This is a genomic window from Frateuria sp. GZRR35 (assembly GCF_051900415.1).
GTDB lineage: Bacteria > Pseudomonadota > Gammaproteobacteria > Xanthomonadales > Rhodanobacteraceae > Frateuria_A.
The window spans coordinates 39,380-64,834 of sequence record NZ_JBHZGL010000001.1; the positions used below are offsets into that span (position 1 = coordinate 39,380).

Annotated in this window: 24 protein-coding genes; 15 read left to right on the plus strand and 9 right to left on the minus strand. The window is 67.7% G+C overall.

Going from position 1 to position 25,455, the window contains the following annotated elements; translation table 11 throughout:
* Window positions 1-64: 64 nt before the first annotated feature.
* On the plus strand, window positions 65-616 hold the full coding sequence (locus tag ACFWZ3_RS00190) for a C40 family peptidase (protein WP_439705778.1): 552 nt from the start codon (window positions 65-67) through the stop codon (window positions 614-616).
* Between the two features lie 242 nt (window positions 617-858).
* Here the strand turns inward: ACFWZ3_RS00190 and ACFWZ3_RS00195 are convergent, their stop codons facing one another.
* Window positions 859-1,344: an FKBP-type peptidyl-prolyl cis-trans isomerase gene (locus ACFWZ3_RS00195; RefSeq protein ID WP_439705779.1), complete on the minus strand. Its 486-nt coding sequence runs from the start codon at window positions 1,342-1,344 to the stop codon at window positions 859-861.
* A gap of 35 nt (window positions 1,345-1,379) precedes the next feature.
* Window positions 1,380-2,609 carry an MFS transporter gene (locus ACFWZ3_RS00200; RefSeq protein WP_439705780.1) on the minus strand — a complete coding sequence of 410 codons (1,230 nt, stop codon included), beginning with the start codon at window positions 2,607-2,609 and terminating at the stop codon, window positions 1,380-1,382.
* 220 nt (window positions 2,610-2,829) lie between these two features.
* Between ACFWZ3_RS00200 and ACFWZ3_RS00205 the strand changes: the two genes are divergently transcribed.
* The 3 genes from ACFWZ3_RS00205 (at window position 2,830) to ACFWZ3_RS00215 (ending at window position 6,851) form a co-directional block, all read left to right on the plus strand.
* Window positions 2,830-4,380 carry a M4 family metallopeptidase gene (locus ACFWZ3_RS00205; RefSeq protein WP_439705781.1) on the plus strand — a complete coding sequence of 517 codons (1,551 nt, stop codon included), beginning with the start codon at window positions 2,830-2,832 and terminating at the stop codon, window positions 4,378-4,380.
* 279 nt (window positions 4,381-4,659) lie between these two features.
* The gene (locus tag ACFWZ3_RS00210) at window positions 4,660-5,334 is read left to right on the plus strand and encodes a class I SAM-dependent methyltransferase (protein ID WP_439706191.1); all 675 of its coding nucleotides are present in this window, start codon (window positions 4,660-4,662) and stop codon (window positions 5,332-5,334) included.
* Between the two features lie 191 nt (window positions 5,335-5,525).
* Window positions 5,526-6,851 (plus strand): DEAD/DEAH box helicase, encoded by a 1,326-nt coding sequence (locus ACFWZ3_RS00215; RefSeq protein ID WP_439705782.1) that lies wholly within the window; start codon window positions 5,526-5,528, stop codon window positions 6,849-6,851.
* Between the two features lie 231 nt (window positions 6,852-7,082).
* Here the strand turns inward: ACFWZ3_RS00215 and fghA are convergent, their stop codons facing one another.
* Window positions 7,083-7,919: an S-formylglutathione hydrolase gene (fghA, locus tag ACFWZ3_RS00220; protein WP_439706192.1), complete on the minus strand. Its 837-nt coding sequence runs from the start codon at window positions 7,917-7,919 to the stop codon at window positions 7,083-7,085.
* Between the two features lie 165 nt (window positions 7,920-8,084).
* Between fghA and ACFWZ3_RS00225 the strand changes: the two genes are divergently transcribed.
* On the plus strand, window positions 8,085-9,920 hold the full coding sequence (locus ACFWZ3_RS00225) for a DEAD/DEAH box helicase (RefSeq protein WP_439705783.1): 1,836 nt from the start codon (window positions 8,085-8,087) through the stop codon (window positions 9,918-9,920).
* 89 nt (window positions 9,921-10,009) lie between these two features.
* Here ACFWZ3_RS00225 and cysC read toward each other — a convergent pair whose 3' ends face one another.
* The gene (cysC, locus tag ACFWZ3_RS00230) at window positions 10,010-11,827 is read right to left on the minus strand and encodes an adenylyl-sulfate kinase (RefSeq protein WP_439705784.1); all 1,818 of its coding nucleotides are present in this window, start codon (window positions 11,825-11,827) and stop codon (window positions 10,010-10,012) included.
* 11 nt (window positions 11,828-11,838) lie between these two features.
* The gene (gene cysD / locus ACFWZ3_RS00235; protein ID WP_439705785.1) at window positions 11,839-12,741 is read right to left on the minus strand and encodes a sulfate adenylyltransferase subunit CysD; all 903 of its coding nucleotides are present in this window, start codon (window positions 12,739-12,741) and stop codon (window positions 11,839-11,841) included.
* A gap of 134 nt (window positions 12,742-12,875) precedes the next feature.
* On the opposite strand from cysD, the gene ACFWZ3_RS00240 reads away from it, so the two are divergent.
* The 3 genes from ACFWZ3_RS00240 (at window position 12,876) to ACFWZ3_RS00250 (ending at window position 15,921) form a co-directional block, all read left to right on the plus strand.
* On the plus strand, window positions 12,876-14,486 hold the full coding sequence (locus ACFWZ3_RS00240) for a sulfotransferase (protein ID WP_439705786.1): 1,611 nt from the start codon (window positions 12,876-12,878) through the stop codon (window positions 14,484-14,486).
* Window positions 14,487-14,632: 146 nt separating this feature from the next.
* The gene (locus ACFWZ3_RS00245; RefSeq protein WP_439705787.1) at window positions 14,633-15,415 is read left to right on the plus strand and encodes a dioxygenase family protein; all 783 of its coding nucleotides are present in this window, start codon (window positions 14,633-14,635) and stop codon (window positions 15,413-15,415) included.
* A 71-nt stretch (window positions 15,416-15,486) separates the two neighbouring features.
* Complete coding sequence (locus tag ACFWZ3_RS00250; RefSeq protein ID WP_439705788.1) at window positions 15,487-15,921, plus strand: hypothetical protein; 435 nt, start codon at window positions 15,487-15,489, stop codon at window positions 15,919-15,921.
* Here the strand turns inward: ACFWZ3_RS00250 and ACFWZ3_RS00255 are convergent.
* Window positions 15,885-16,313: a YkgJ family cysteine cluster protein gene (locus tag ACFWZ3_RS00255; RefSeq protein ID WP_439705789.1), complete on the minus strand. Its 429-nt coding sequence runs from the start codon at window positions 16,311-16,313 to the stop codon at window positions 15,885-15,887. The genes ACFWZ3_RS00250 and ACFWZ3_RS00255 overlap by 37 nt on opposite strands.
* Before the next feature lie 278 nt (window positions 16,314-16,591).
* Window positions 16,592-17,458, minus strand: coding sequence for a KPN_02809 family neutral zinc metallopeptidase (gene ypfJ, locus ACFWZ3_RS00260; protein WP_439705790.1), 867 nt, complete (start codon window positions 17,456-17,458; stop codon window positions 16,592-16,594).
* Between the two features lie 113 nt (window positions 17,459-17,571).
* Between ypfJ and ACFWZ3_RS00265 the strand changes: the two genes are divergently transcribed.
* From ACFWZ3_RS00265 to ACFWZ3_RS00285, 5 genes are all read left to right on the plus strand, one after another.
* Window positions 17,572-17,967: an MAPEG family protein gene (locus ACFWZ3_RS00265; RefSeq protein WP_439705791.1), complete on the plus strand. Its 396-nt coding sequence runs from the start codon at window positions 17,572-17,574 to the stop codon at window positions 17,965-17,967.
* A gap of 116 nt (window positions 17,968-18,083) precedes the next feature.
* Window positions 18,084-18,872 carry a lysostaphin resistance A-like protein gene (locus ACFWZ3_RS00270; RefSeq protein WP_439705792.1) on the plus strand — a complete coding sequence of 263 codons (789 nt, stop codon included), beginning with the start codon at window positions 18,084-18,086 and terminating at the stop codon, window positions 18,870-18,872.
* Between the two features lie 108 nt (window positions 18,873-18,980).
* Complete coding sequence (locus tag ACFWZ3_RS00275; RefSeq protein ID WP_439705793.1) at window positions 18,981-19,583, plus strand: hypothetical protein; 603 nt, start codon at window positions 18,981-18,983, stop codon at window positions 19,581-19,583.
* Window positions 19,584-19,766: 183 nt separating this feature from the next.
* The gene (locus ACFWZ3_RS00280; protein WP_439705794.1) at window positions 19,767-21,038 is read left to right on the plus strand and encodes a phospholipase effector Tle1 domain-containing protein; all 1,272 of its coding nucleotides are present in this window, start codon (window positions 19,767-19,769) and stop codon (window positions 21,036-21,038) included.
* Between the two features lie 20 nt (window positions 21,039-21,058).
* Complete coding sequence (locus ACFWZ3_RS00285) at window positions 21,059-21,631, plus strand: hypothetical protein (RefSeq protein WP_439705795.1); 573 nt, start codon at window positions 21,059-21,061, stop codon at window positions 21,629-21,631.
* A 363-nt stretch (window positions 21,632-21,994) separates the two neighbouring features.
* Here the strand turns inward: ACFWZ3_RS00285 and ACFWZ3_RS00290 are convergent, their stop codons facing one another.
* Complete coding sequence (locus ACFWZ3_RS00290) at window positions 21,995-22,567, minus strand: Maf family protein (protein WP_439706193.1); 573 nt, start codon at window positions 22,565-22,567, stop codon at window positions 21,995-21,997.
* A gap of 165 nt (window positions 22,568-22,732) precedes the next feature.
* On the opposite strand from ACFWZ3_RS00290, the gene ACFWZ3_RS00295 reads away from it, so the two are divergent.
* A complete protein-coding gene (locus ACFWZ3_RS00295) occupies window positions 22,733-24,229 on the plus strand; it encodes a diguanylate cyclase (RefSeq protein ID WP_439705796.1) in 1,497 nt (498 codons plus the stop codon).
* Here the strand turns inward: ACFWZ3_RS00295 and ACFWZ3_RS00300 are convergent.
* Window positions 24,219-24,668 carry a GNAT family N-acetyltransferase gene (locus tag ACFWZ3_RS00300; RefSeq protein WP_439705797.1) on the minus strand — a complete coding sequence of 150 codons (450 nt, stop codon included), beginning with the start codon at window positions 24,666-24,668 and terminating at the stop codon, window positions 24,219-24,221. The two genes, ACFWZ3_RS00295 and ACFWZ3_RS00300, sit on opposite strands and share 11 nt — an antisense overlap.
* A gap of 153 nt (window positions 24,669-24,821) precedes the next feature.
* Here ACFWZ3_RS00300 and ACFWZ3_RS00305 point away from each other — a divergent pair, with 153 nt between their 5' ends.
* A complete protein-coding gene (locus ACFWZ3_RS00305; protein WP_439705798.1) occupies window positions 24,822-25,355 on the plus strand; it encodes a DUF4142 domain-containing protein in 534 nt (177 codons plus the stop codon).
* Window positions 25,356-25,455 lie beyond the last annotated feature (100 nt).

Consider the following 25,455-nt stretch of genomic DNA (forward strand, 5'->3'; position numbering starts at 1 on the left):
GCTTCATGAACTTGACGCAAGCCATTGATTAGCTAAGCTTCGTCAAAACACTGCCAGGGTTGCCATGACTGCGTCCGGACGCCTTCCTGCCGCTACACGCCTGCGTGTCGTTCTGCTCGGGACGGTGCTGCTGGCCGGTTGCGCCGGCAGCCCGCACCGGCGCGAACCGACCTTCAGGAGCTCGCACTCGTCCCTGGCCAACCTGCCCGCGAAAGCGCCCTCGGCGGCCAGCGCGGGCACCGCCAACGATGTGCTGTTCCGGGCCATCGCCCTGGTCGGCACGCCCTACCACTGGGGCGGCAACACGCCCGACGGCGGTTTCGACTGCAGCGGACTGGTCGACTACATCTACCGCCAGGCGGCAGACATCCTGCTGCCGCACAGCTCGCGCGCCATGTCCGAAGTGGACGGCCGCAAGGTCCGGCGCATGACCGAGCTGGCCAGTGGCGACCTGGTGTTCTTCGACATCGGTGGCGACATCAGCCACGTGGGCGTGTACGTCGGCAAGGGACGCTTCGTGCACGCGCCGAACAGTGGCGGGACGGTGCGGCTGGACGATATCGACGGGCCTTATTGGCGCGACCACTTCGCGTTCGGGAAGCGATTGCTGGATTGATGGGCCGCGGCAAGGCCTCCCCCATCCGCCCTACGGGCACCTTCCCCCGCAAGCGGGGCAAGGATCAACCTGCACGCTCTGTCCACCAAGCCTTCCCCCATAAGCGACCAACCCGCGAGATGCAGCTATCGAGCCTTCCCCCGCCCGCGGGGGAAGGTGCCGAAGGCGGATGGGGGAAGCCTTGCCACAGCCTCACCCGCGGCAAAAAAAACGGCGCCGAAGCGCCGTTTCTCCTTGCCACCTCAGTGCGCTTCCTGCCCCGGCGGGTGCGCGTGGCCGTGCTTGACCTCGTCCTCGGTGGCGTCGCGCACGTCCTCGATCGCCACGTCGAAGTGCAGGCTCTTGCCCGCCATCGGATGGTTCAGATCCACGTCGATCGTGCTCATGCCAACCTTGTGCACGGTCACCGCGCGGTGGCCGCCTTCCTTCAGCGCCAGCACCGTGGCCATGCCCGGCTTGAGCTTGTTCGCCTGCTGGAAATACTTCTTCGGCACGCGCTGGATGCGGCCGTCCTCGCGCTCGCCGTAGCCCTCGGCCGGCGCGATGTCCACCGCGAGCGTCTCGCCCGCCTCGTGGCCTTCGAGCGCCTTTTCCAGGCCGGGGATGAGCTGACCGTGGCCGAGCAGGATCCACAATGGCTCGCCGTTGTCGCGCGAGCTTTCCACCTTGTCGCCGTCCACCGTGAGCGTGTAGTGGAACGCGATGACCTTGTCCTTGCCTGCCTTCATTGCCGTTCTCGTGGGATGCAAAGCCCGGGATTCTATCAGTCCCGGGCGTGCCCGAAGCCCACCCCGCGCGCCTCCGGACCCAGCCAGGCGAGCAGCGCCAGCACCAGCGCCACCACCGCGATCCATACCGACATGGCAAAGGCATAGTCGCCGCCGTGCGCCTTGGCGATCCACGCCTGCGCCGTGGCGGTGACCGCCGCCAGCAGGTTGCCGGTCTGGTAGGCGAAGCCCGGCAGCGTGCCGCGCACGTGGCCGGGCGAGAGCTCGTTCAAATGCGTGGGCACCACGCCCCAGGCACCCTGCACCATCACCTGGATCAGGAACGCGCCCACGCCATAGAGCACGAGGGTGCCGCCGTACATCCACAGCGGGATGACCGGGATGGCCAGCAGCGCGGCGATGACGATCGCGCGTCGTCGTCCGATTCGCTCCGATAGCGCGCCGAAGAACAGCCCGCCGACCAGCGCGCCGATGTTCAGCAGCGCCACCAGCACGAATGCCGCGGTCGAGCCGCTGGGAAGGTGCAGGTTGACCTCCTCGAACGTGTGGTAGAGATCCTGCGAGCCGTGGCTGAACATGTTGAACGCGGTCATCAGCAGCATCAGGTACAGCGCCAGCTTCCAGTGGCCGCGCATCGCATCGCGCAGGCCGCGCCGCGGGGCCTCGCGCTGCTGCTGCCACACCGGCGACTCGGGCACCTTGCGGCGGATGTAGAGCACCAGCAGCGCCGGCGCGGCGCCGACCACGAACAACCCGCGCCAGCCGACGTGGTCGATCAGCAGCCAGTTGGCCAGCGCGCCGAGGAAGAACCCGCAGGGATAGCCACTCTGCAACAGGCCCGAGACGATGCCGCGCGCCTTCGGCGGAATTGCCTCCATCGCCAGCGAGGCGCCGATGCCCCATTCGCCGCCCATCGCGATGCCGAACAGGAAGCGCAGCACCAGCAGCATGGTCAGCGAGGTGGAAAACGCGGTAGCCAGCTCGAACACCGAGAACAGCACCACGTCCAGCATCAGGATCGGCCGCCGCCCGTAACGATCGGCCAGCCGCCCGAAGATCAGCGCTCCGAACGGTCGCGCGGCGAGCGTGAGCAGCAGGGCCAGTGTCACGTCCGTCTTGTCGACGCCGAACTCGTTCGCAACGCCGACGATGACGAAGGTCAGCAGGAAGTAGTCGAAGGCGTCCAGCGTCCAGCCCAGGAAGCTGGCCAGGACCGTGTGGCGCTGGTCATGGTCCAGCTCACGCAACGTGGACACGACGCTCATCCGGAGGCTCCCAGCATCAGGCCGGTCATCAGGCTAGCACGCGGTCCTGTGAGGACCGCCGCCCGGATGCTGCGCGGCAGGATGACACGCTCCCCGGACCGGCGTAGGGTGCCCTGTCGGCACATCGTCCCCTGGGGAGGATCGGCGAGTGCCGATGCGACGGCGGGACGTGGCAGGAGGCTACCGCCCGCCCATCCATTTCCTTGGGAGGGAAACACCCATGATGCAAAAACCGCTTGCCGGCGCCCTGCTGGGCGCCCTCGGCCTGGTCGTGGCCGCCGCTGCCCAGGCTGCCACGCCGAGCCACATCCATGCGCCCGCACTGGGCCACCTGAGCGCCACCGCGCTGAGCCAGCAACTGGGCATGGACCCGCAGGCCTCGCTGGCCCCGGGCCTCCAGTTGCGCACCGCCCACGGCACGATCAAGACCCGTGAGCACCAGATGTTCCGCGGCGTGCCGGTCTACGGCCGCAGCGTGGTGGTCGAGCGCGATGGCGCCGGCAACGTGCGCAGCGTCGAAGGTCATCTGTCCAACGGCCTGGGCTTCGACCTGGCGTCGGTCACGCCGCGCCTCAGCGGCGCCCAGGCGTTGTCCGCGCTGCGCCAGCACGCCGGCTTCCTGCCCTACGGCATCGGCGCCAACGCGGTGTCCGACGCCAGCCTGCAGAACGTCAAGCATGAGCTGTACGTCTATGCCGAGGGCAAGAAGGCGCGGCTGGTTTACCTGACCTCGTTCTTCGACGACCACAACGGTCGCCCGACCCGCCCGACCGCGATCATCGACGCCGACACCGGCGCGGTGCTCAAGAGCTGGGAAGGCCTCACTACCAAGGGCAAACCCGGTGGCGGCGGCGGTGGCAGCGGTTCGCCGGCCACGGCCAACGGCCCGGGCGGCAACCAGAAGACCGGCCAGTACTTCTACGGCACCGACTACCCGGCGCTGGCGGTCACCCAGTCGGGCAGCACCTGTTCGATGGTCAACACCAACGTGAAGACCAATGACATGAACCAGAGCCGCAACCGCGCCACGCTGTGGACGTTCACCTGCCCGACCAGCAGCGGTGACGGTATCAACGGAGCCTACTCGCCAATCAACGACGCGCACCATTTCGGCGCGGTCGTGCACGACATGTACACCGCCTGGTTCGGCGCGCCGCCGCTGAACATGCAGTTGGTGATGAATGTGCACTACAGCCGCAACTACGAGAACGCGTTCTGGAACGGCTCGTCGATGAACTTCGGCGACGGTGCGAGCTACTTCTACCCGCTCACCGCGCTGGACGTGACCAGCCACGAGATCAGCCACGGCTTCACCGAGCAGCACTCGGGCCTGCAGTACTCCGGCCAGTCCGGCGGCATGAACGAGGCTTTCTCGGACATGGCCGGCGAAGCGGCCGAGTACTACGACCGCGGTGCCAACGACTGGCTGGTCGGCGCCGACATCACCAAGACCGATCCGGCGCTGCGCTGGATGTGCACCCCGAGCAAGGACGGCGGCTCGATCGACAATGCGTCGCAGTACTACAGCGGCCTTGACGTGCACTACTCCAGCGGCGTCTACAACAAGGCGTTCTGCACCCTGGCCAAGACCTCGACCTGGAACACGCGCAAGGCGTTCGAAGTGTTCGAGCGTGCCAACGCGATGTACTGGACGGCCACGTCCACGTTCAACGCCGGCGCCTGCGGCGTCGAGAACGCGGCGGACGACTACGGCTACTCGCGCAGCGACGTGGTGGCCGCGTTCAACGCGGTGGGCGTGACCTGCCAGTAAGCGATCCACGACGCGATACCCGACGAGCCCGGCCGCGTGCCGGGCTCGTTTTTTTTCGGCCCCCATGCGCCACCGCCATACGTGGCCACCTGTAGAAGCGCACCTTGTGCGCGACCGGACTGCCACCGGAAACATGGGCCACGCATGCATCCACTGCACACCCTGTAAAAAGGGCCTTGCCTATACTGGTCATTCCCGCCCGCGGAGCACGACCATGCAGCGATCGTCCCGACCCGAGGCCCGTCATGCGGCCATTCCGCAGGAGCAGAAGCCTTGACGGTGCGCCCGCGCTATCACCTCGACCGCTCGATGCGAGCCACGCTGTCGGCCCGGTTCCCCGGGTTCAATCAGCGCCAGTACGTGCGCGGCAAACTGGCCGGTGATCCGGTCTATGGCGCCGTCGCCAGATTGCTGCAGGACGCTCCGCCCTTCCCGCTGCTCGATGTCGGCTGCGGCATCGGTCTGCTCGGCCACTACCTGCACGGCTGCGGCGTGCTGCGCGGCTACGTCGGGATCGATCACGACGAGCGCAAGATCGCCACCGGCCGGGCTGCCGCGGCGGCGATCGGCGATGCGCTCGACCTGCGCCGCGCGGACGTCGCCGACCTGCCCGATTTCCGTGGGCACGTCTGCCTGCTCGACGTCCTGCATTACCTGCCGGCCGCACGCCAGGCCCCCCTGCTCGAACAGTTGGCCGGCCACGTGGCACCAGGCGCGCAACTGATGATCCGCAACGTGTTGCGGGCGAAGCACTGGCGCTTCCACGCGACGGTGATCGAGGAGCACGTCCTGCACGCAACCGGCTGGATGCGCGTAGGGGCCGACCATTACCCGTCCGCGCAGGAAGTGACCGAACCGCTCGAACGCGCCGGCCTGGTCACCACCCTCACGCCGCTGTGGGGCCGCACGCCGTTCAACAGCTATCTGATCGTGGCGCGCCGGCCCGCCCCATAGGAGCGCACCCGGGGCGCCAACGGAAGGGCGGTGGCGCATCCCTGCACGCTTCTGGCGGGAGCCGGCGCCTTGGCGCGCATTGCGCTATACTGTGCGGACGGCCTCGAGGCCGTTGCGGCTCCCAACCGCCCCTTCCCCATATCGCAACGCGGTTCTGAAAGAACGCTCCGGGTTGCACAGGAGTGTCTTCAATGTCTTTCGAATCGCTGGGCCTTGCGCCCGCGTTGCTGCGTGCGCTTGCCGAACAGGGCTACACGCAGCCCACCCCGATCCAGGCCGGCGCCATCCCGCTGGTACTCGAGGGCCACGACCTGCTGGCCGCCGCGCAGACCGGCACCGGCAAGACCGCCGCCTTCGCGCTGCCGCTGCTGCAGCACCTGTCCACCGCGGGCGCCACCCAGACCCGCCGCCCGCGCGCGCTGGTGCTGACCCCGACGCGCGAACTGGCCGCCCAGGTGCATGACAACCTGCGCGCCTACGGCAAGCACCTGCGCGTTTCCAGCACCACCATCTTCGGCGGCGTGAGCATGGGCCCGCAGATGCAGGCATTGCGCCGTGGCGTAGACGTGGTGATCGCCACGCCGGGCCGCCTTATCGACCACATGCAGCAGCGTTCGGTCGATCTCTCGGGCGTCGAAGTGCTGGTGCTGGACGAAGCCGACCGCATGCTCGACATGGGCTTCCTGCCGGCGATCAAGCGCATCCTCCAGGCGCTGCCCAGGCAGCGCCAGACGCTGCTGTTCTCGGCGACTTTCGCCGAGCCGATCAAGGCGCTGGCGATGCAGTTCATGCGTTCGCCGCGCGAGGTTTCGGTGACGCCGCCCAATACCGTGGCGAACACCGTCAGCCATCACGTGCATCCGGTCGATGCCGCGCGCAAGCGCGACCTGCTGCTGCACGTGCTCTCGCAGGACAGCCGCCGCCAGAGCCTGGTCTTCAGCCGCACCAAGCATGGCGCCGACAAGCTGGTGAAGTTCCTGGAGGCTTCGGGCGTTCGCTCCGCGGCGATCCACGGCAACAAAAGCCAGAACGCGCGCACCCGCGCGCTGAGCGATTTCAAGAGCGGCCGCATCACCGTGCTGGTCGCCACCGATATCGCTGCGCGCGGCATCGACATCGACCAGTTGCCGATGGTGATCAACCATGACCTGCCGATGGTCGCCGAGGACTACGTGCACCGCATCGGCCGCACCGGCCGTGCCGGCGCCGAAGGCCTGGCCGTGTCGCTGGTGAGCCACGAGGAATCGGGCCTGTTGCGCGATATCCGCAAGCTGCTCAAGCAGGAGATCGCGATCACCGACGTGCCCGGCTTCGAGCCCTCCGCGCCGCTGCGCCTGGACGCCGGTGCACCGCGCCCGGTGCAGGGCCAGCGCCAGCCGCGGCCGCAGCGCAACGGGCATGGCGGCCATGCCGGCGGCAACCATGGGCAAGGCCGTGCACCGGCCAATGCCGGCCGCAACAATCGTCGCCCGCGCCGCTCCGGCGGCAGCGTGACGCGGCCCGAAACGCGCGGCTGACCGGTTCACGGACCGCGACCGCTCGCTCCGGCGCCCCCATCCGCCTATCGGCACCTTCCCCCGCACGCGGGGGAAGACTCGGTCGGCGGCATCTCGCAAGACGCTGGATGTGTGTCCTTCCCGCGCGGGGGGGATCCGGCAGCTGGCATGTCGCAAGACCTGTATCGTGCGTCCTTCCCCCGTTTACGGGGGAAGGTGCCGACAGGCGGATGGGGGCAGCCTTGCGGAAAGCTACAAACCCAGCGCCTTTGCGTGATGCCGCAGGTGGTCGTTGATGAAGGTGCTGATGAACCAGTAACTGTGGTCGTAGCCGGGATGCCGGCGCAGCACGAGCGACTGGCCTGCCTCGGCGCACGCTTGCTCGAACAGCTCCGGTCGCAACTGCTCGGTCAGGAACCGATCAGCCTCGCCCTGATCGATCAGGATCGTGCCGGGAAAAGTCTGCTGCCGCACCAGGGCACAGGCGTCGTAGCCGGACCAGGCTCTGGGATCATCGCCAAGGTAACGGGCGAAGGCCTTCTGGCCCCAGGGCACGCGCGATGGCGCCACGATTGGCGCAAACGCGGATACGGCGCGGTAACGCTGCGGATATGCCAACGCCAGGGTAAGCGCGCCATGGCCACCCATGGAGTGACCGAAAATACCTGCGCGCGAGGTGTCGACCGGGAACTGCGCGGCCAGCAACGCAGGCAGCTCTTCGGCCACGTAGCTGCGCATGCGGAACCGTGCGGCCCATGGTGCCTGCGTGGCATCCAGGTAGAACCCCGCGCCTTCGCCGAACTCCCAGTCGCCCGTGGCGCCATCGAAACCGGTATCGCGGGGACTGGTGTCCGGCATCACCAGCGCCAGCCCCAGTTCCGCCGCCAGCCGCTGGGCACCGGCCTTGATGGTGGCGGTTTCCTCGGTGCAGGTCAGCCCGGCGAGGAACCAGAGCACCGGGCACGGCCGCTGCGTGGACTGCGGCGGCAAGTACAGCGCAAACCGCATCGGACCGCCGCATGCGCGCGAATCGTGCCGATAAAAACCCTGCACTCCGCCATGGCAGCGCTGTTCGGAAAGCGTTTCGATCGGTGTCACGCCACGGAGCTCCACATCCACACAAGCGCCCGATCATAACCACGACCCGCCGACATCACGTGTACTCCATGCCGACGCCACACCGGCGAGGCTGCTAGAATGCCGCGCCTGCGCGGCGCCGCCCTTGCTCGCCGTTGCCCACATCCTGAGGTTCCCATGTCATCCCCCGTTCCAGGTCCCACGCCGGCCGATCACGACCCGGCGCCGGCCGGTTTTGCCGCGCTCGCGCTGCGCCCTGAAGTCCAGCAGGCGCTCGCCGACGTCGGCTACGAGTCGCCCTCCCCCATCCAGGCCGCCACCATCCCGCCGCTGCTCGAAGGCCGCGACGTGCTCGGCCAGGCGCAGACCGGCACTGGCAAGACCGCCGCGTTCGCGTTGCCGATCCTCTCGCGCATCGAGGCGAAGCCCGGCAAGCCGCAGGCGCTGGTGCTGGCGCCCACGCGCGAATTGGCCATCCAGGTGGCCGAAGCGTTCCAGCGCTATGCCGCGCACATCAGCGGCTTCCAGGTGCTGCCGATCTACGGCGGACAGAGCTATGGCCCGCAGCTGCACGCGCTGCGCCGCGGCGTCCATGTCGTGGTCGGCACGCCCGGCCGCGTGATCGACCATCTGGACAAGGGCACGCTGGACCTGTCCGACCTCAAGTACCTGGTGCTGGACGAAGCGGACGAAATGCTGCGCATGGGCTTCATCGACGACGTCGAGAAGGTGCTGCAGGCCACGCCGCCGACCCGCCAGGTCGCGCTGTTCTCGGCCACCATGCCGGTGCCGATCCGCAAGATCGCCCAGGCGCACCTGAAGGATCCGGTCGAGGTCACCATCAAGGCCAAGACCACCACCGCGGCGAACATCCGCCAGCGCTACTGGTTCGTCAGCGGCATGCACAAGCTCGACGCGCTGACCCGCATCCTCGAGGCCGAGCCGTTCGACGCGATGATCATCTTCGCGCGCACCAAGCAGGCGACCGAGGAACTGGCCGAAAAACTCACCGCGCGCGGCCTGGCCGCTGCGGCGATCAATGGCGACATTGCCCAGCCGCAGCGCGAGCGCGTGATCCAGCAGCTCAAGGAGGGCAAGCTGGACATCCTGGTCGCCACCGACGTGGCCGCGCGCGGCCTGGACGTCGAGCGCATCAGCCACGTGTTCAACTACGACATTCCCTACGACACCGAGAGCTACGTCCACCGCATCGGCCGCACCGGCCGCGCGGGGCGCAGCGGCGAGGCGATCCTGTTCGTCACGCCGCGCGAGAAGGGCATGCTGCGCGCGATCGAGCGGGCCACCCGCCAGCCGATCGAGGAGATGAAGCTGCCGACCGTCGAGGCGGTCAACGACGTGCGCATCGCGCGTTTCAAGCAGCGCATCACCGACACGATGGCGCAGGGTGACCTCGGCCAGTTCCAGCAACTGATCGAGCAATACGAGCAGGAACACAACGTGCCGGCACTGGAGATCGCCGCCGCGCTGGCACGCATCGCCCAGGGCGACCGCCCGCTGCTGCTGACGCCCCCGCCGAAGCGCGAATACGAGCGGCGCGACAACGAACGCCGCGAGCACGCGCCGCGCGAGCGCGACACCGAACGCCACGAGCGCAAGCCGCGGGAAGCGCGCGAGTCCCGCACCTTCGACACCCGCCCGCCGCGCCCGCACAACGCACCGGAGCCGGGCAAGCGGACCTATCGCATCGAGGTCGGCCACGAGCACGGCGTCAAACCGGGCAACATCGTCGGTGCGATCGCCAACGAGGCCGGGCTGGAAAGCCAGTTCATCGGCCGCGTCAGCATCCGTGGCGACTACAGCCTGATCGACCTGCCCGAAGGCATGCCCACGGAGGTATTCGACCACCTCAAAAAGGTCTGGGTGAGCCAGCAGCAGCTGCGCATCAGCGAGTGGGACGGCACCGAGGAACCGGCCGGCGCCGCGCCCCCGCGCCGGCCGCGGCCGGGCGGGTTCAAGCCGCGCCAGGGCGGCAAGCCGCCTCGCCGCAAGTAGTCGCCTGTAGGAGCCCGCTTGCGGGCGATGTTCTTGCCAGATGACGGCGCAACGGCATCGCCCGCAAGCGGGCTCCTACAAGTACGCGGTCAGCCCAGGCGCTCCTGCAGGTAGGCCAGCACCTGTTCGGCCAGCTGTTCCGCCCCCAGCCCCTCGGCGTGCAGGTGCAGTTCCGGCGCAGTCGGCCGCTCGTAGGGCGAATCGATGCCGGTGAAATTGCTGATCTTCCCGGCGCGCGCCTTCGCGTAGAGGCCCTTCGGATCTCGCTGTTCGCAATCGGCCAGCGGCGCATCCACGAACACCTCGACGAACTCGCCCTCACCCAGGCGCCTGCGGGCGAACTCGCGCTCGCTCGCAAACGGCGAGATCACGCACACCAGCACCACCAGTCCGGCGTCGACCATCAGGTGCGCCACCTCGGCCACACGGCGCACGTTCTCCACACGCGCCTCGGCGGTGAAGCCCAGGTCCACATTGAGCCCGTGGCGCAGGTTGTCGCCGTCCAGCAGGTAGGTGTGAAACCCCTGCGCGGCCAGCTTGCGCTCGACCAGGTTGGCGACGGTCGACTTGCCCGCGCCGGACAACCCGGTGAACCACAGACACAGCGGCTGCTGGCCCTTGGCCAGCGCACGCGTGGCCTTGTCCACGTCGGTGTGCTGCCAGTGGATGTTGGAAGCCCGCTGCAGCGCGAAGTCCAGCATGCCGCAGGCCACCGTGGCGTTGCTCTGGCGGTCGATCAGGATGAACCCGCCGAGCGTGCGGTTGTCGGCGTAGCGTTCGAACGCGACCGGGCGGTCGAGGTCGATGTTGCAGTAGCCGACCTCATTGAGCTCCAGTCGCCGTGCGGCCAGCGGTGCCTGCGTGTTGACGTCGATTTTGTGCTTGATCACCGTCACGCGCGCATTGACCACCGCGGTGCCCAGCCGCAACAGGTAGCTGCGGTTGGGCAGCAGCGGCGCGTTGCCGAACCAGACCAGGTGGCAGCCGAACTGGTCGGCGACCGGCGCCGGGTCCGATGTGGCCGCGATCACGTCGCCGCGGCTGATGTCGAGCTCGCGGTCCAGGCACAACGTGACGGCCTGTCCGACGCGCGCCTCGGAAAGGTCGTCCGACGGTCCGGCGATGCGCTCGACCCGCGCGACCTGGCCGCCGGGCTGTACCACCACCGGGTCGCCCACTGCCACGCGCCCGCCGCACACCGTGCCGGCATAACCGCGGAAATGCTGGTCGGGCCGGTTGACCCACTGCACAGGCAACCGGAACCGTGCCGGCGGCGCCGCTTCGGCATCCAGCGTTTCAAGCAGTTCCAGCAGGCTGGGGCCCTGGTACCAGGGCATGCGCGTCGAGCGCAGCCCCACGTTGTCCCCGTCCGGCGCCACCACCGGCAGCGCGTTGACCGATTCGATGCCCATCGACGCGGCCAGCGCATGGTAAGGCTCGACGATGGACGCATAGACGTCCGCGTCCAGGCCGACCAGGTCCATCTTGTTCACCGCCAGGATGACGCGGCGGATACCCAGCAGAGCGCAGATATAGGTGTGCCGGCGCGTCTGCGGCAACAGCCCCTTGCGCGCGTCGACCAGCACCACGGCCAGGTCCACCTGCGAGGCGCCGGTGGCCATGTTGCGCGTGTACTGCTCGTGCCCGGGGCAGTCGCCGACGACGAAATTGCGCCGCGCCGTGTGGAAGTACCGCCAGGCCACGTCGATGGTGATGCCCTGCTCGCGCTCGGCGTCCAGCCCGTCGGTGACCAGCGCGAAATCCAGCGCTTCGCCGCCGCGCTTGTGGCTGTCGCGGCGCAGGGCATCGAGCTGGTCGTCGGCGAGCATGCCGGCGTCGTAGAGCAGGCGGCCAAGCAGCGTGCTCTTGCCGTCGTCCACGCTGCCGCAGGTGATGAATCGAAGCATGCCGGAGGCCATCAGAAATAGCCCTCCTGCTTCTTTTTCTCCATCGAGCTGGCGCCATCGTGGTCGATGATCCGGCCCTGGCGCTCGGAGCTGCGCGAAGCGCGCATTTCTTCGATGATCGCGTCCAGCGAATCGGCGTCCGACTCGATCGCACCGGTGAGCGGATAACAGCCCAACGTGCGGAAGCGTACGCGGCGTTGCACGATGTTCTCGCCCTCGCGCAGCACGAAACGCGCGTCGTCGACCATGATCCATGCGCCGTCGCGCTCGACCACCGGGCGCTCCTTGGCGAAATACAGCGGCACCACGTCGATGTGCTCGCGACGGATGTATTCCCACACATCCAGTTCGGTCCAGTTGGACAGCGGGAACACACGCACGCTCTCGCCCTGGCGGATCTGCGTGTTCCAGGTATGCCAGAGCTCGGGGCGCTGCTGCTTGGGGTCCCAGCGGTGCTGCGCGCTGCGGAAGGAGAAGATGCGCTCCTTTGCGCGTGACTTTTCCTCGTCACGCCGCGCCCCGCCGATCGCCGCATCGAACCGGTGCTGATCCAGCGCCTGCCGGAGCGCCTGGGTCTTCATCACGTCGGTGTGCACTGCCGCGCCGTGGGTGAGCGGCGAGATACCCTGGCGCACGCCCTCCTGGTTAATGTGCACCAGCATCCGCACGTCGCCCTGCGCGGCCACGCGATCGCGGAAGGCGATCATCTCGCGGAACTTCCAGGTGGTATCCACGTGCAGCAGCGGCATCGGCGGGGGCGCTGGCCGACTGGCCTTGCGCAGCAGGTGCAGCAGTACGGTGGAGTCCTTTCCGATGGAATAAAGCATCACCGGACGACGGAAACAGGCGAACACTTCACGAAGGATCTGGATGCTTTCCGCTTCCAGATCATCGAGGTGGGACAAGCGTTGCATGGACAGGCGTGTTCCTTGCCCGCGCACGGGCGAAGCGCACAAGCTAGCAGACTTGCCCCGGCCTGCGTGACCTGCCTTTGCCGCCAACCTTGCCGGGAAGACGTACCATCCCTTTTCCGCCAGCGAGACTCTCCATGCCTGCACCCTGGCCCTGCCCCGAGCATTTCACCGACATGGCCTCGCGCGTGGGGAGCCTGTCACCGGATGAGCGCCAACCCTTGGAGGCGGCGGCCCGGGCGATCCGCGATGGGGCGCTGGCGCCAGCGCAGCAGATGCTGGCGGCCGTGCTGGCGGCCGCACCGGAACACCCGGAAGTCCTGCGCCTGCTCGGCATCCTGCATACCCGTGCCCGGCAATACGGTGCTGCGCGCGAGGCCCTCGGCAAGGCCCTGCGACAGTGGCCGGCCGACCCCCTGGCGCTCACCGATCTGGGCAATGCGGAGCAGGCGGCCGGCGATGTCGAGGCGGCGCTGAGCCATTGGCGCCAGGCGTGCGAGCGGGCGCCGGACTATCCGATAGGCTGGTTCAACCTCGGGCGCAACCTGCAGGTGGCGGGCCATACCGAGCCTGCGGTGGAGGCGCTGGAACGCGCCTGTTCGATGGAACCGCCCCTGCTCCCCGCCCATGTGCTGCTCGGCGACGCACTGGTGCACCTGGGCCGTTTCGACGACGCCGACCGGCGCTACCGTGCGGCCCTCGCACTGCATCCGGCCTGCGGGGATGCCTGGCGTGGCCTGGCCAACATGAAGACGCGGCCTCTCTCGGATGAGGACAGGCACCAGATCGTCGACATGCTTGGACGCGCCGACGTGACCGAGGCTGATCGCATCGCGATGGGTTTCGCGCTCGGCAAGGCATGCGAGGACCAAGGCCGCTACGACGAGGCCTTCGCCGCCCTGAGCGACGCCAACGCGCGCCAGCGCCGGCTGGCCCCCTGGCAGGCCGGCGGCTTCCACACGTTCGTGGCATCGGTACTCCAGGCCAGCGCCAAGCTTCCCGCACCGATCGAACCCGCGCTGGGCGAAGAAGCCATCTTCATCGTCGGCCTGCCCCGTTCGGGCTCCACGCTGTTCGAACAGATCCTGGCCGCGCACCCGCAGGTGGAAGGCGCCAGCGAGCTGCCGGACCTGGGCGAAGTGCTGGTGGAGGAATCGACACGCCGCGGCCAGCCGTTCCCGCGCTGGGTGCCCTCGGCCACCGCACAGGACTGGCAGCGCATGGGCCGGCGCTACCTGGAGCGCACCGCCCGCTGGCGCCACCAGCGCCCGTGCTTCACCGACAAGCTGCCGGAGAACTGGCTCTACGCCGGCGTACTGGGCGCCATGCTGCCGGGCGCACGCATCGTCGACGTGCGGCGCGATGCGCTGGAAGCCGGCTGGTCGTGCTTCAAGCAACAGTTCTACCGATTGCCGCACTTCGCCTGCACGCTGACCGACGTCGCCGCCTACGTGCGCGACTACGAAACGGCGCTGGACGCCTGGCAGGCCGCCGCACCCGAACGCATCCGTACCCAGCACTACGAAGCGCTGCTGGCCGATCCGGAAGGCGAAATCCGCGCCCTGCTGGCGTTCTGCCGGCTGCCTTTCGACGCGGCATGCCTGGACTTCCACCAGGCCATGCGTGCGATCCGCACACCCAGCGCCGCGCAGGTCCGCCAACCGCTCAACCGCGACACCGCGCGGGCAGGACGCTACGGCCGCCTGCTCGACCCGCTGCGGCTGGGCCTGGGCCGGCCGTTGGCGTAGGAGCCAGGGCGGCACGAACATGCGGGCGGCAAGCAGCCGCGCGGTCGTCCGGCCGCGCAGGCTCCCAGTGGGCATGCTTGCAGAGGATGCGTTCGCCCCGATCTATCCAGGAGCGTCCCCAAGTGTGGATCCCGAAGGCTCCCGAGATGACCGCCCTGCCCAGCCTCTACATTTCCCACGGCTCGCCGATGACCGCGCTGCAGCCGGGTCCCGTCCGCGAGCGCCTGGCCGAATTGGCCGCCGATCTGCCACGCCCGCAGGCGATCGTGATTGCCACCGCGCACTGGTTGAGCCCCGCGCCGCAGGTGGGCGGGGCGGCGCAGCCGGAAACCGTGCATGACTTCTTCGGTTTTCCGGCAGAGCTCTATCGAATCCGCTATCCCGCGCCGGGTGCTCCGGCGCTGGCCGAACGCGTCGAAGGGTTGCTCGCGCGGGCGGGGCTGGATGCGGCCCTCGATCCGCAACACGGCCTGGACCATGGTGCTTGGGTGCCGCTGCGCCTGCTCTACCCGGAGGCCGACCTCCCGGTCGTGCCGATCTCGATCCAGCCGGAACGCGACCCGGCACACCACCTCGCGGTCGGCCGCGCGCTGGCGTCGTTGCGTGAGGAGGGTGTGCTGGTGATCGGCTCGGGCAGCATCACGCACAACCTGGGCGACCTGCGGATGGGTTATGGCGCGGAGCGCGAGGCGCCGTACGTACGCCCATTCATCGCCTGGGTGGAGGAGCGCCTGGCCGCCGGCGATGTCGACGCCCTGCTCGACTACCGCCGCCAGGCCCCCTTCGCCCAGCGTGCCCATCCGACCGACGAACACCTGCTGCCCCTGTTCGTCGCGCTCGGTGCAGCCGGCACCCAGCCGCGCGCAGAGCGTATCGACGCCGGCATCGACCACGGCATTCTGGCGATGGATATCTATCGCTTCGGCTGACTGTCCCGTTGACCACCCCGGCAGAGGATGACAGGCTACGCATCGGTCGCAGAACCGCACAGGGGACAGGGATGCTCAAGCGAACGCTGGTGGGGTTGGTCGTGTTTGGCGGTTTTCTGCTCTGGCGCTACGGCGGCAACGCCGCCATGCCGGCATTGGCGGACGAGGTACGCATGGCGCCACCGGTGGACGCCAGTCGCGTGACCTTCAAGTCCGGCACCTGGGCCTGCACCTTCGAGGAATTCAGGCACCAGGTACTCGGGCAGAAAAGCTATTACGCCAAGCCGGTGGTGATCCGCATCGTCGGTGGCCCGCCCGAGTTCTGCCGCGAGATAACCACCAGCCACGACTACGCCCTGCTGGACCCGGCACCGGACGGCGTCACCACGCAGACACCCTGCCCGGACCACAGCTGCGTGGGTTTCCACGCCCGCGTGGTACTGGACGGCCGCGAAGAAGATTGGGTCCTCTACGCGCCGAACAGCTTCATCGCCTCGTCGCGCTGAGCTTTCAGGCGCTCTGCGGCAACGGCGGGCGCGCTGTCGCCCGAGGGATCGAGCCAGTCCTCCGGGGTCAGCGGCCGCAGGCCGTAGGCCATGCGACCCTTGTCGCACTGCGGGCTATGGCGACCGAACTCCCACGAGGGCTCCACTTCGCGGCACACCGAGGGCTTGATCGGGTGGATGCCGCAATAAGCCGCCTCGCCAATGGTTCCCTTCAACGCCACACAGCGCGGCTGCCTCGCCTGCGTGCCGCGCATCACCACGCGGTGAGGGTCGAGTTTTTCCGTAAGTTCCACCGGCACTGTGCCGCCCAGGAAGGGATCGGTTTCGGACCAGTGAAAGGCGATGCGGAAGAAGGCGCAGCAGGCGCCGCAACTCAGGCAGGGATGGGCCATGGGACCGACGCAAGGCGCACCCCCTGGCGCGCAGCGCGCGGATTCTAGAGGGTGGCGGGGGTGCAGCGGAAGATGGCAAGCAGCACCGGAAAACGCTTTGGTAGCAGTCGTTTAGGGTGGATTGGGTTTCGTGGCGCAGCGCCTTCGGAATTCGCTTCGCTATCCCCGCGGCGAACGGTAAACCTGGCGCGATTCCGTTCCGGGCGTGGGTCCCGACCGCCCGAAAAACACGCTTGGGACTTCAGCGCAGGATCAAAGTGGAAGGGTTGCCGTCGCCCTCAGATATCCCCGGAGAACGTGTCGCAACGGGATACCTGCCCGCTTTCCAGCCCCGTCTTGAACCACTTCACCCTTTGGGCTGACGTGCCATGGGTGAACGAATCGGGCACCACCGTCCCACGGGCCTCCCGCTGCAACGTGTCGTCGCCAATCTTGCTGGCGGCATTCAACGCCTCTTCCACGTCGCCCGCCTCCAGCCAGTGCAAACGCTGCTCGCTGCGGTTGGCCCAGACGCCGGCAAAGCAGTCGGCCTGCAGCTCCTGGCGCACCGAGAGGCCGTTGGCGCCCTCCATCGGCGCACCCTGTTCGCGCGCCTGCTGCACCTGGTCGAACACGCCCAGCAACTTCTGCACGTGGTGGCCCACCTCGTGCGCGATCACGTAAGCACGGGCGAAATCGCCGGCAGCGCCGAAGCGGTCCTGCAGTTCCTGGAAGAACGACAGGTCGAGATACACCTTCTGGTCGCCTGGGCAGTAGAACGGCCCGACCGCAGTCGAGGCCAGGCCACAGGCAGTGCGCACGCCGCCGCTGAACAGGTCGAGCGTCGGGTCGGCATACTGGCGCCCGTTGGCGGCGAAGATGTCGCCCCAGGTCTTCTCGGTGGAACCCAGGATCGCGCTGACGAAGTCGCGTTGCTGCGGGTCGACCTGGGCCGGCTCGCTGACCTGCGCCGAGGTCGGACCCGGCTGGCCGCCCTGGTCGAGCAAGGCCGTCGGGTCCTTGAAGAACACCCAACCCAGGATGGCCAGCACGATCAGGCCGCCGATGCCCATCCCGCGGCCGCCGCCGAAACCGAACCGGCCGCCGCCACCGCGACCGCTGTCGATTTCCACGTTGCGGCTGCGCTCGCCCTTTTGCCAGTCCATGCTGTCGGCCCCAAGCCATGCGCCCAGCGCGCTCGCGGCAGCATAACGACCTTGGCGTCTCCCGCGTGTGGACGTTGCCGGTACAGTAGGCCACCGTTCAACTGCCCACTTCCATGAAAGAACACCTGCCCGCCCTGGTCACCCTGCTCGCCGTCCTGCTGATGTTCGGCACCGCCTTCGCTGTCGGCATCGCACGCGGCCGTTATCAGATCCACGCGCCGGCAACCAGCGGCCATCCAGCGTTCGAGCGGGCCTTCCGCGTGCAGATGAATACGCTCGAGGCGGCGCTGCTGTTCCTGCCTACGCTATGGCTGGCGGCACATTACGGCTTCGCGTTCTGGGCCGGCGTGGCCGGCCTGGTCTGGCTCGCCGGACGGACCTGGTACGCACTGGCCTACCTCCGCGAGGCCGCCAGCCGTGGCGGCGGCTTCGTAGTCGGCATGGTCGCCTGGGCGGCGACGTTGCTCATGGCTTTGACTGGCGTGGGCCGCGCCATCCTGACCGGTTGACCTACCGGCATTGCGCGATGCCAGGCCACACCGCTAGCGTGAGCGATCAGGCCGCGCACGTCCGTCCTTTCCTCGCAGGTTATTTCCGGCCGATGCCCTCCCGCCCGCTTCACACCATGCCGCTTCACACCATGCCGCACGACGCGCGACTGCCGCACCTTGGCAGCGCGATCGGCATGATCGTTGTCTATTTCGCGCTGCAGTTCGTCGCCAGTGGTTTGGTCGGTGTCGGGCTGGGTTTCGCCCTGGGAGTATCCGGCGCTCCGGCATCGGGCATGGCCGCCCGCATCAAGGCCGTGCTGGCCCAGCCGGACACCAACGCGCTGATGGTGATCCTGACGCTGCTGTTGGCCGCCAGCGTGACCATCGTGCTGGTGCGCCGGCTGTGGCCCGCGGCCTGGTCGCACGGCGCACCACCCGGCCTGGGGCTGACCCGCCCCGGTCGTCCGTGGTTCTACCTCGCCGCCGTGCTGCTTGGCCTGGCTTTGCCGATCGCCGGTGGCTGGCTGACTCGCTGGATGGCACACGGCCACCAGGTCACCCAGGACGTCAAGCAGATCGGCGGCGCCGCCTCGCTGGCACTGCGTCTTCCGCTGGCGCTGGTCGTCGTCAGCCTGGGACCGCTGGTCGAGGAACTGCTCTTCCGCGGCGCCCTGCTCTCCGCGCTGCTGCGGCGCATGCACGCCGGCTGGGCGATCGCCATCAGTTCGCTGCTGTTCGCCTGCGTGCACCTGCCGGACCTGGGCTTCCTCTGGTACGCAGTGCCCAACCTTGCGCTGCTCGCCGCCGCGCTGGCCTGGCTACGTCTGCGATCGGGCTCGCTGTGGCCGGCGGTAGTCGCCCATGGCGTGAACAACCTGCTGGCGGTAGTCGCCTGGTTTGTGGCGTCTTCGGGACTCCATTGACGGATCGGCGAAACCTGTCCGCGTTGTAGGGGATTGTCCATTGCGACCTTTCCGCGGCATGGCCTAGATTCCTGGCTCCCTCTTCCGCATCGAGCAGGACGCCCGATCATGCGACACACCCGCCTCGCCTCCTGCGCGTTGTTTCTTTTCGCATTGACAGGTTGCCTGACCGCCATGGCATTTCCATCCGAGACCTCGACCAAGCGCCTGGGACTTAACCGCTTTCCATTAACATTCAAGCAGCACGATTTCGCAGCGTATTGCTACAACACAATTGGCTGCGAAGTCATATACGCCAACAACAACTTCACCCGCCTGTATTCGGGCGACGTCGTCTCCCCGCCGCCACCACCAGGCGACTACAGGAAAAGTTGGGGCCTTGCGGGATATTTAGGGATACCGAACTTTCCGCCGCCGGCTGAGGTTCGATGGAAGTCTCTAGACGGCATCAGTCATGAAGCACGCGTGGATATCGGGGCAATTTTCAAGGATGAGCGCATGCGGTACACGGTGCCCAATGACGAGATCGCCAAGGGCATCTTTTCAAGCCCAGGCCCGTCGGGAGAACCGGGCGTCTATCTGGAAGTCAATGATCGAACCATCCGTGTCTTCATGAGGGCTTTTATACCCACTGAGGCCGAACAGATTCAGGGAAACAAGTACAGCAACTTCCGGGACGATCTGGTACTGGCCTGGACGCATACATACTGATTCTTGAGACCAAGGAAGGGGACAGGAATGGATCCTGGAAGAGATCGCCTACCAGAAGACGGTGTTTCAACGTACACCGCCAGCGCACTCGACCTAAAAATGTACATTGATGCGAGCAGGGAGCTCTCAGAATTCAAGGCGCCGACGTTCCTGCACGCAAACGATCCTCACGAACGACTGTACATGGCGTCGTTCGATGGCACGGGCAACGACAAGCTTAAGGACCCTTTGCACGCCACCAATGTGGCAAAAATCGACGATCAGATTAAGGCGATCGAGCAGAAGAGCTCTCACAAATTTGCGAGCGGTTACGTGCCCGGCCCCGGCACTCAGGACCACTGGTTCTCTCGCGCCCTTGATGGTGCCCTCGGCTACACGCATGAGGCTCGCGTCGAGAAAATGTACCGCCGATTTATAGAACAGGTTCAAAAATGGCGTCAGGAAGACCCACTTGCGGAGATACGCCTCGCAGACATCGGATTTAGCAGGGGCGCCGAGGAGGCAGCCAGTTTCGCACGCCTTGTGCATGACCGCGGTGTTCAAAATCCTTTGGGTGCTGTCTACACATACGACTCCCACGGCAACATCAAGCACGTCGAGTACACCAAGCCACCACTCGTCCCGCCCGGCAAAGTGGCGCAGGTCGTGGGCTTGTTCGATCCGGTCGGCACGGGGGCGCCGGTCAACGATTACGACCGGAGGTTGCCGCCCTCGGTGATCTCCGGCGTCCAGATCTTTTCCCGGGACGAGCACCGCGGGCTATTCAAGTCCGACCACATCATCGATCCGGGGCTGACGCCGGACGGGCGCTTCCTCGGCGTGCTGGTTCCGGGTGCGCACTCGGATGTCGGAGGCGGCTACCTGCTCGATGGGCTGAGCATCCGCAGCGGTAACCTGATGGTCGACTACCTCAACGCGCTGAGCGACCGGCCTTTCCTCGAAAAGTCGCCCGAGCCGACCGACTCTCGGCTCAACGTGGTGCACCGCTCGACCGAGGGCAACCCGGTCTACCGGGCGTGGAACGAGGTGGACCGGCTCAAGCCGGAGGGCTACCACACGCTGGAAGCGCCCAAACACCACCACCGCGGCTATCGCGTCACGGGCGATCCCTACAATGCCGAGCCACGCGATGAGGTCCTCAGCCGCGGGTTCGACTTCCGTTCGGTCTCGATCAGCCCGGTGCCTGGCGCCATCCCGGAGACGGCGCAGGAACCGGCCAAAGCCGCCACGGTCGATCCGGTCGACGCCATGGTCGAGCGCCTCTACCAGGCCGCGCTCAGACAGGACGATCGTGCGATGGACGCCGTAGCCGGCGACTACCTGCAATCGCCGCAGGGTACCGCCTGGTGGCGCGAGATCCGGCAATACAGCCAGGCGGTGCAGCTGCCGGAGCCTGTGCTCGCCTATCAGGCGCAAGCCACGGAGCCGGTGGCGGCGGCTGCCATACAACGCTGATTCAACCGGGAGGACATGCCATGGATGGCAGCGACATCGACGACGTGAAGCAACTGCTGGTCAAGCTCGCAGTGATCGCCGAACAACTCGACACGCGCAGCCGCGGCGCGCTGCAGCGCATCGACGCCAGCGCGACGACGCTCGATCGCAGTGCGCAACGCTGGACCGAAGGCGGGGACGACTTTTCCCGCAGGATGCTGGAGGCCCTCGGCACGCAGGCTCGCGACAGCATTGCAGGCGCCACCCGCCAGGCGCTCGCCCCGCTGGACGCACAGTTGCGCCAGAGTGCGGAAGCGGCGAAGTGGGCCGCCGAAGCCCTGGCCGAGCAGCGCAAGCTGCTCTCCCGGATGCAGCAGTCACTGCTCCGCAGAAGCCTGCTTGCCCTGCTGGCGGGGTCGGTGCTGGCAGTCGGCGCAAGCGGCTACCTCGCCTGGCGGAATCTGCGCAGCGCCGTGTTGGGTGACGACGTGCTGCAGGCAGTGCACTCGGGCGCGCTCGTGCACTGCCCGGACAGTCAGGCGCTATGCGTCCGGATCGACGCCCATCCGCGTCGATCCGGCCCCCGGGGCGAGTACCTCGTCGTCCAGCCCTAGCTGGATGTCCTGCCGCAACCACGCCAAGCGGCTCCGCGCTCCGTTCCGGGGTTAGCCTGCAGACGTCTCAGCCGCGGACGTCCCCCTTCGAAAGCGGCAATCCATTTTCCATTGGGCTAAGCGTCGCCAGGGTTTCCGCACCCGGAGGGATCTCGTCTGGTCGGAGCACCGGGCTTCGCTTGCCGAGGTCTGGCACCCACACAGTCCGAACAAGGCGAACAGCGGGCTTTTTCTCAAACCGTTGCGCGCCGCCCTCGCCGCGAAACAGCTGGCGAGAAAGCCCATCCAATCGTTCCGTTGGATGAGAAGAGCGAACCGCCTGCCCTCGACCAACCCCAGGCCTGCTGATCTGACTCCGCGCCATCACCCCGGCAGGATGCCGAAGCCGCGCAGCAGCCGCGCGGTCTCGAACAGCGGCAGCCCCATCACTCCGGAATAACTCCCCTCGAGGTGTTCCACCAGCGTGGCGCCGCGCCCCTGGATCGCATAGCCGCCGGCCTTGCCGAAGGGCTCGCCGGTGGCGACGTAGGCGTCGATCGTCGCGTCATCCAGCCGGGCAAAACGCACGCTCGAAATGCACAGCTCGCATCTGGCTTGTTGCGCGTCCACACCCCACACCGCCGAGATCACCGCGTGCGTGCGACCGGACAAACGCCGCAGCATGGCGCCAGCCTGCGCTGCATCCGCCGGTTTGCCGAACACCTCGCCGTCCAGCACCACCTCGGTGTCCGACCCGATCACCAGCGCATCGACCGCATCGGCCACGCGTGCGAACCCGGCCCGCGCCTTGTCCCGGGCAACCCGGCTGACGTACTCCTGCGGCGCCTCGTCCAGCGCACGCACCTCAGGCACCTCTACGTCCAGCGGGGCGTAGGCGATACCGAGTTGTTGCAGCAGCTCGCGGCGGCGGGGCGATTGCGAGGCGAGATAGAGCATGGCGTGTCGGGGCAAGGCGAAAAAACCAGCATAGCGGCATCGGCGATCCTGCCCAATGCGACGCCGTCGGCAATGCAGCCCTGGCAACGTTGTGCGGTGCCCGGCCAGCTTCCACAATCGGTCTGCCTGCCGTCCGGGTATAAACGGCAATCACCGAGGTCCCTCGTGAGAGTTCAGAGCTGGACGCCAAGGATCTACGCGCCGCTGCTGCTCGGCCACCTGGGCGTGCTGCTGTTCGTCGGCGAACGATGGATCCTGGCATCGAGCTACGCGCTCGTGCTGGCGATACTGGTGTTCACCGTGTTGCTTTGCTGCCGCCGCCTGCAGCTGAGCATCAGCCACAACCGGCCGCTGTGGGCCCTGCTGTTGGGTGCCCTGCTCGCCCAGCTCGCAGCCTTTGCGCTGCTGCTGGTCGATGCCCTGCACCACCCGCAAGGCACCCTGGTGGCGTTCGATCCCACGTTCTATTTCTGCCTGGGAAGTTTCTGGCTGATCGCCGCGGCGGCGTACAACCCGCTCACCCCGATGCGCCGCTGGACCACCGCGATCGACGGGGTGCTGGCCTGCGCCATCGTGGCACTGTTCTACCTGACGTTACGCCGGTTGCTCGGCTCCGGCGAACCGGCGCAGGCCACCGGCCGCTATGTCATGTGGATGTTTGACGGCATGGGCCTGTTCGTGGCGTTGTTCGCCACGCTGCGCTTCGTCGGCGCGCGACGCGCGGAAGAGCGACGTTTCCACTTCGTGCTGGCCGCCTTCGCCTTGGCGGAAATGGTGCTGCCGGCGATCCACAACCGCTTCATCCTGGCGAGCGAGTCGTGGCTGCCGGAATGGCTGCTCGGGTGGCCATTCGTGATGCTCGGTTTGCTGCTCAGCCGCCGGCGGACCGTGTGGCTGCGCGGCTACCGGCCGACCCGGCGCACGCGCCAGGTCGCCGCCAGCATCGCACCGCTGATGCTCAGCCTGGCCCTGTGCCTGCTCGGCTTCGCCCAACTCGGAGCGGACCGGCCGCTGGCCATGGGTGCGCTTATCCTGGCGGTAGCCGCCTACGGCGTGCGCACCACGGTGCTGCTGGGCTACCACCAGGCGGTGGAGGACGAGCTGCGCAGCCTGCGCCGCGACCTGCACCACAAGAGCGTGCGGGATGAGCTGACAGGGCTCCTCAACCGGGCCGGCTTTCGTCGCGTGCTGCGGCGCGCGTGGCAGGAGGCGGCGCGCGTGCGGCAGGCGTTCGGGATCGCCGTGGTGGACGTGGACAACTTCAAGTCATTCAACGACACCTACGGCCACCTGGCCGGGGACGACTGCCTGTCGCTGGTCGCCCACACGCTGCGCCAGGAGGCCGGTCTGCAGCCGGGCGTGGTGGCCGCGCGCTACGGTGGCGAGGAGTTCGTGATCCTGCTGAGCGATCTGGACATGGATCGGGCCGAGGCAGTCGTGCAGCGCTTGCGACAGCGCGTGGAAGCATTGCAGGTGCGCCATATCAACGCGGCCCACGGCGTGGTCACGATCAGCGCCGGCCTGGCGGTGATGCCTGCCGGCACCTCGCTCGCGAGCGAAAAGCTGCTGCGCGCCGCCGACGAAGCGCTGTTCGCGGCCAAGCGCGGTGGTCGCAACCAGGTGTGCCGCGCCGTGGCGACCGAGCCGGCGGTCAAAGCCTGAGCGCGTATTCGCAGAACTGACGGTCGCGTTCCCAGCCTTCGGATTCGTACAGCGCCTGCGCCGGCGCGTTGTCCAGCGCGGTCGACAGCGACAGGCTCGCCGCACCCAACGCACGCGCATGCGCAGCGGCCTCGCGCAGCAACGCCGCCGCCACACCCTGGCGGCGTGCCTGCGGCGACACGAACATGTCGTTGAGCAGATAGGTGCGCACCATCCGCACCGAGGAGAACAGCGGATAGAGCTGGGTGAACCCGAGCCCTGCACCTTCGGCATCCAACGCCAGCAGGATCACCGACTCGTGGTGCGCGAAGCGCGCCCGCAGGAATGCGCGTGCGGCGTCCGGATCGGACGGCTGGCCGTAGAACTGCCGGTAGCCGTCGAACAGCGGCACCAGCGTGTCGAGGTCATGGACGGTGGCATGGCGAACCTGGACGGACATGGCAGCTCCGGGGAAAGGCGCAAGACGCGACCGTATCGGCCTGGCCGCGGCGGCACAAGACACGTGCCGTTACCCACCCATTCACGGCCCCTAGAGCGGGCGTTGCCGACCGGTTGGCTAGCGTCGGATACCCGCCTGAAGCCGGACCCGCCCATGAAGCTGCCTTCCTTACTGCCCTTCCTCGCCCGCGGCTTGCTCTCCCTCGCCTTGACCGCACTGGTCCTGCCCGCGCTTGCCACCGATACGCCCACGCTGGACAAGCAGGAGCAGGCTTTCGTGGCCAAGGCCACGGCCGACAACTCGATGCAGATCGAACTGGCGAAAGTCGCGCGCGATCGCTCCTCCTCGGCACAGGTGCGCGAACTGGCCAACCACATCATCGACGACCACGAGGCGCTGAACCGCAAGTTCACCGATTTCTCGGTGGCGAAGAAGGCGCACGGCCAGGCCCACGGCACGCCTGCAGAGGACGTCACCGAGGACAAGCTGCGCCTGCAGCAGTTGAAGGGCGAGGCCCTGGACCAGGCGTTCGCCGGGATGATGGTCGCGGAGCACCAGGAGATCATTCCGCTCTACGAGCGCGCCGCGAACGACGGCCACGACCCGAAGTTGCGGCAGATCGCCGAGGAAGGCCTGCCGATGCTGCGCGACCACCTGCAGCGTGCGCGTGCCATTACCGCGAAGTGACGAGCGCCTTGTAGGAGCGCCCTCGGGCGCGACCGCCATGGCCCGGCAACGCCGCGTTACCGCGACCGGTCAGGGCTGGCTCTCGCGCATGCCTCCGGTC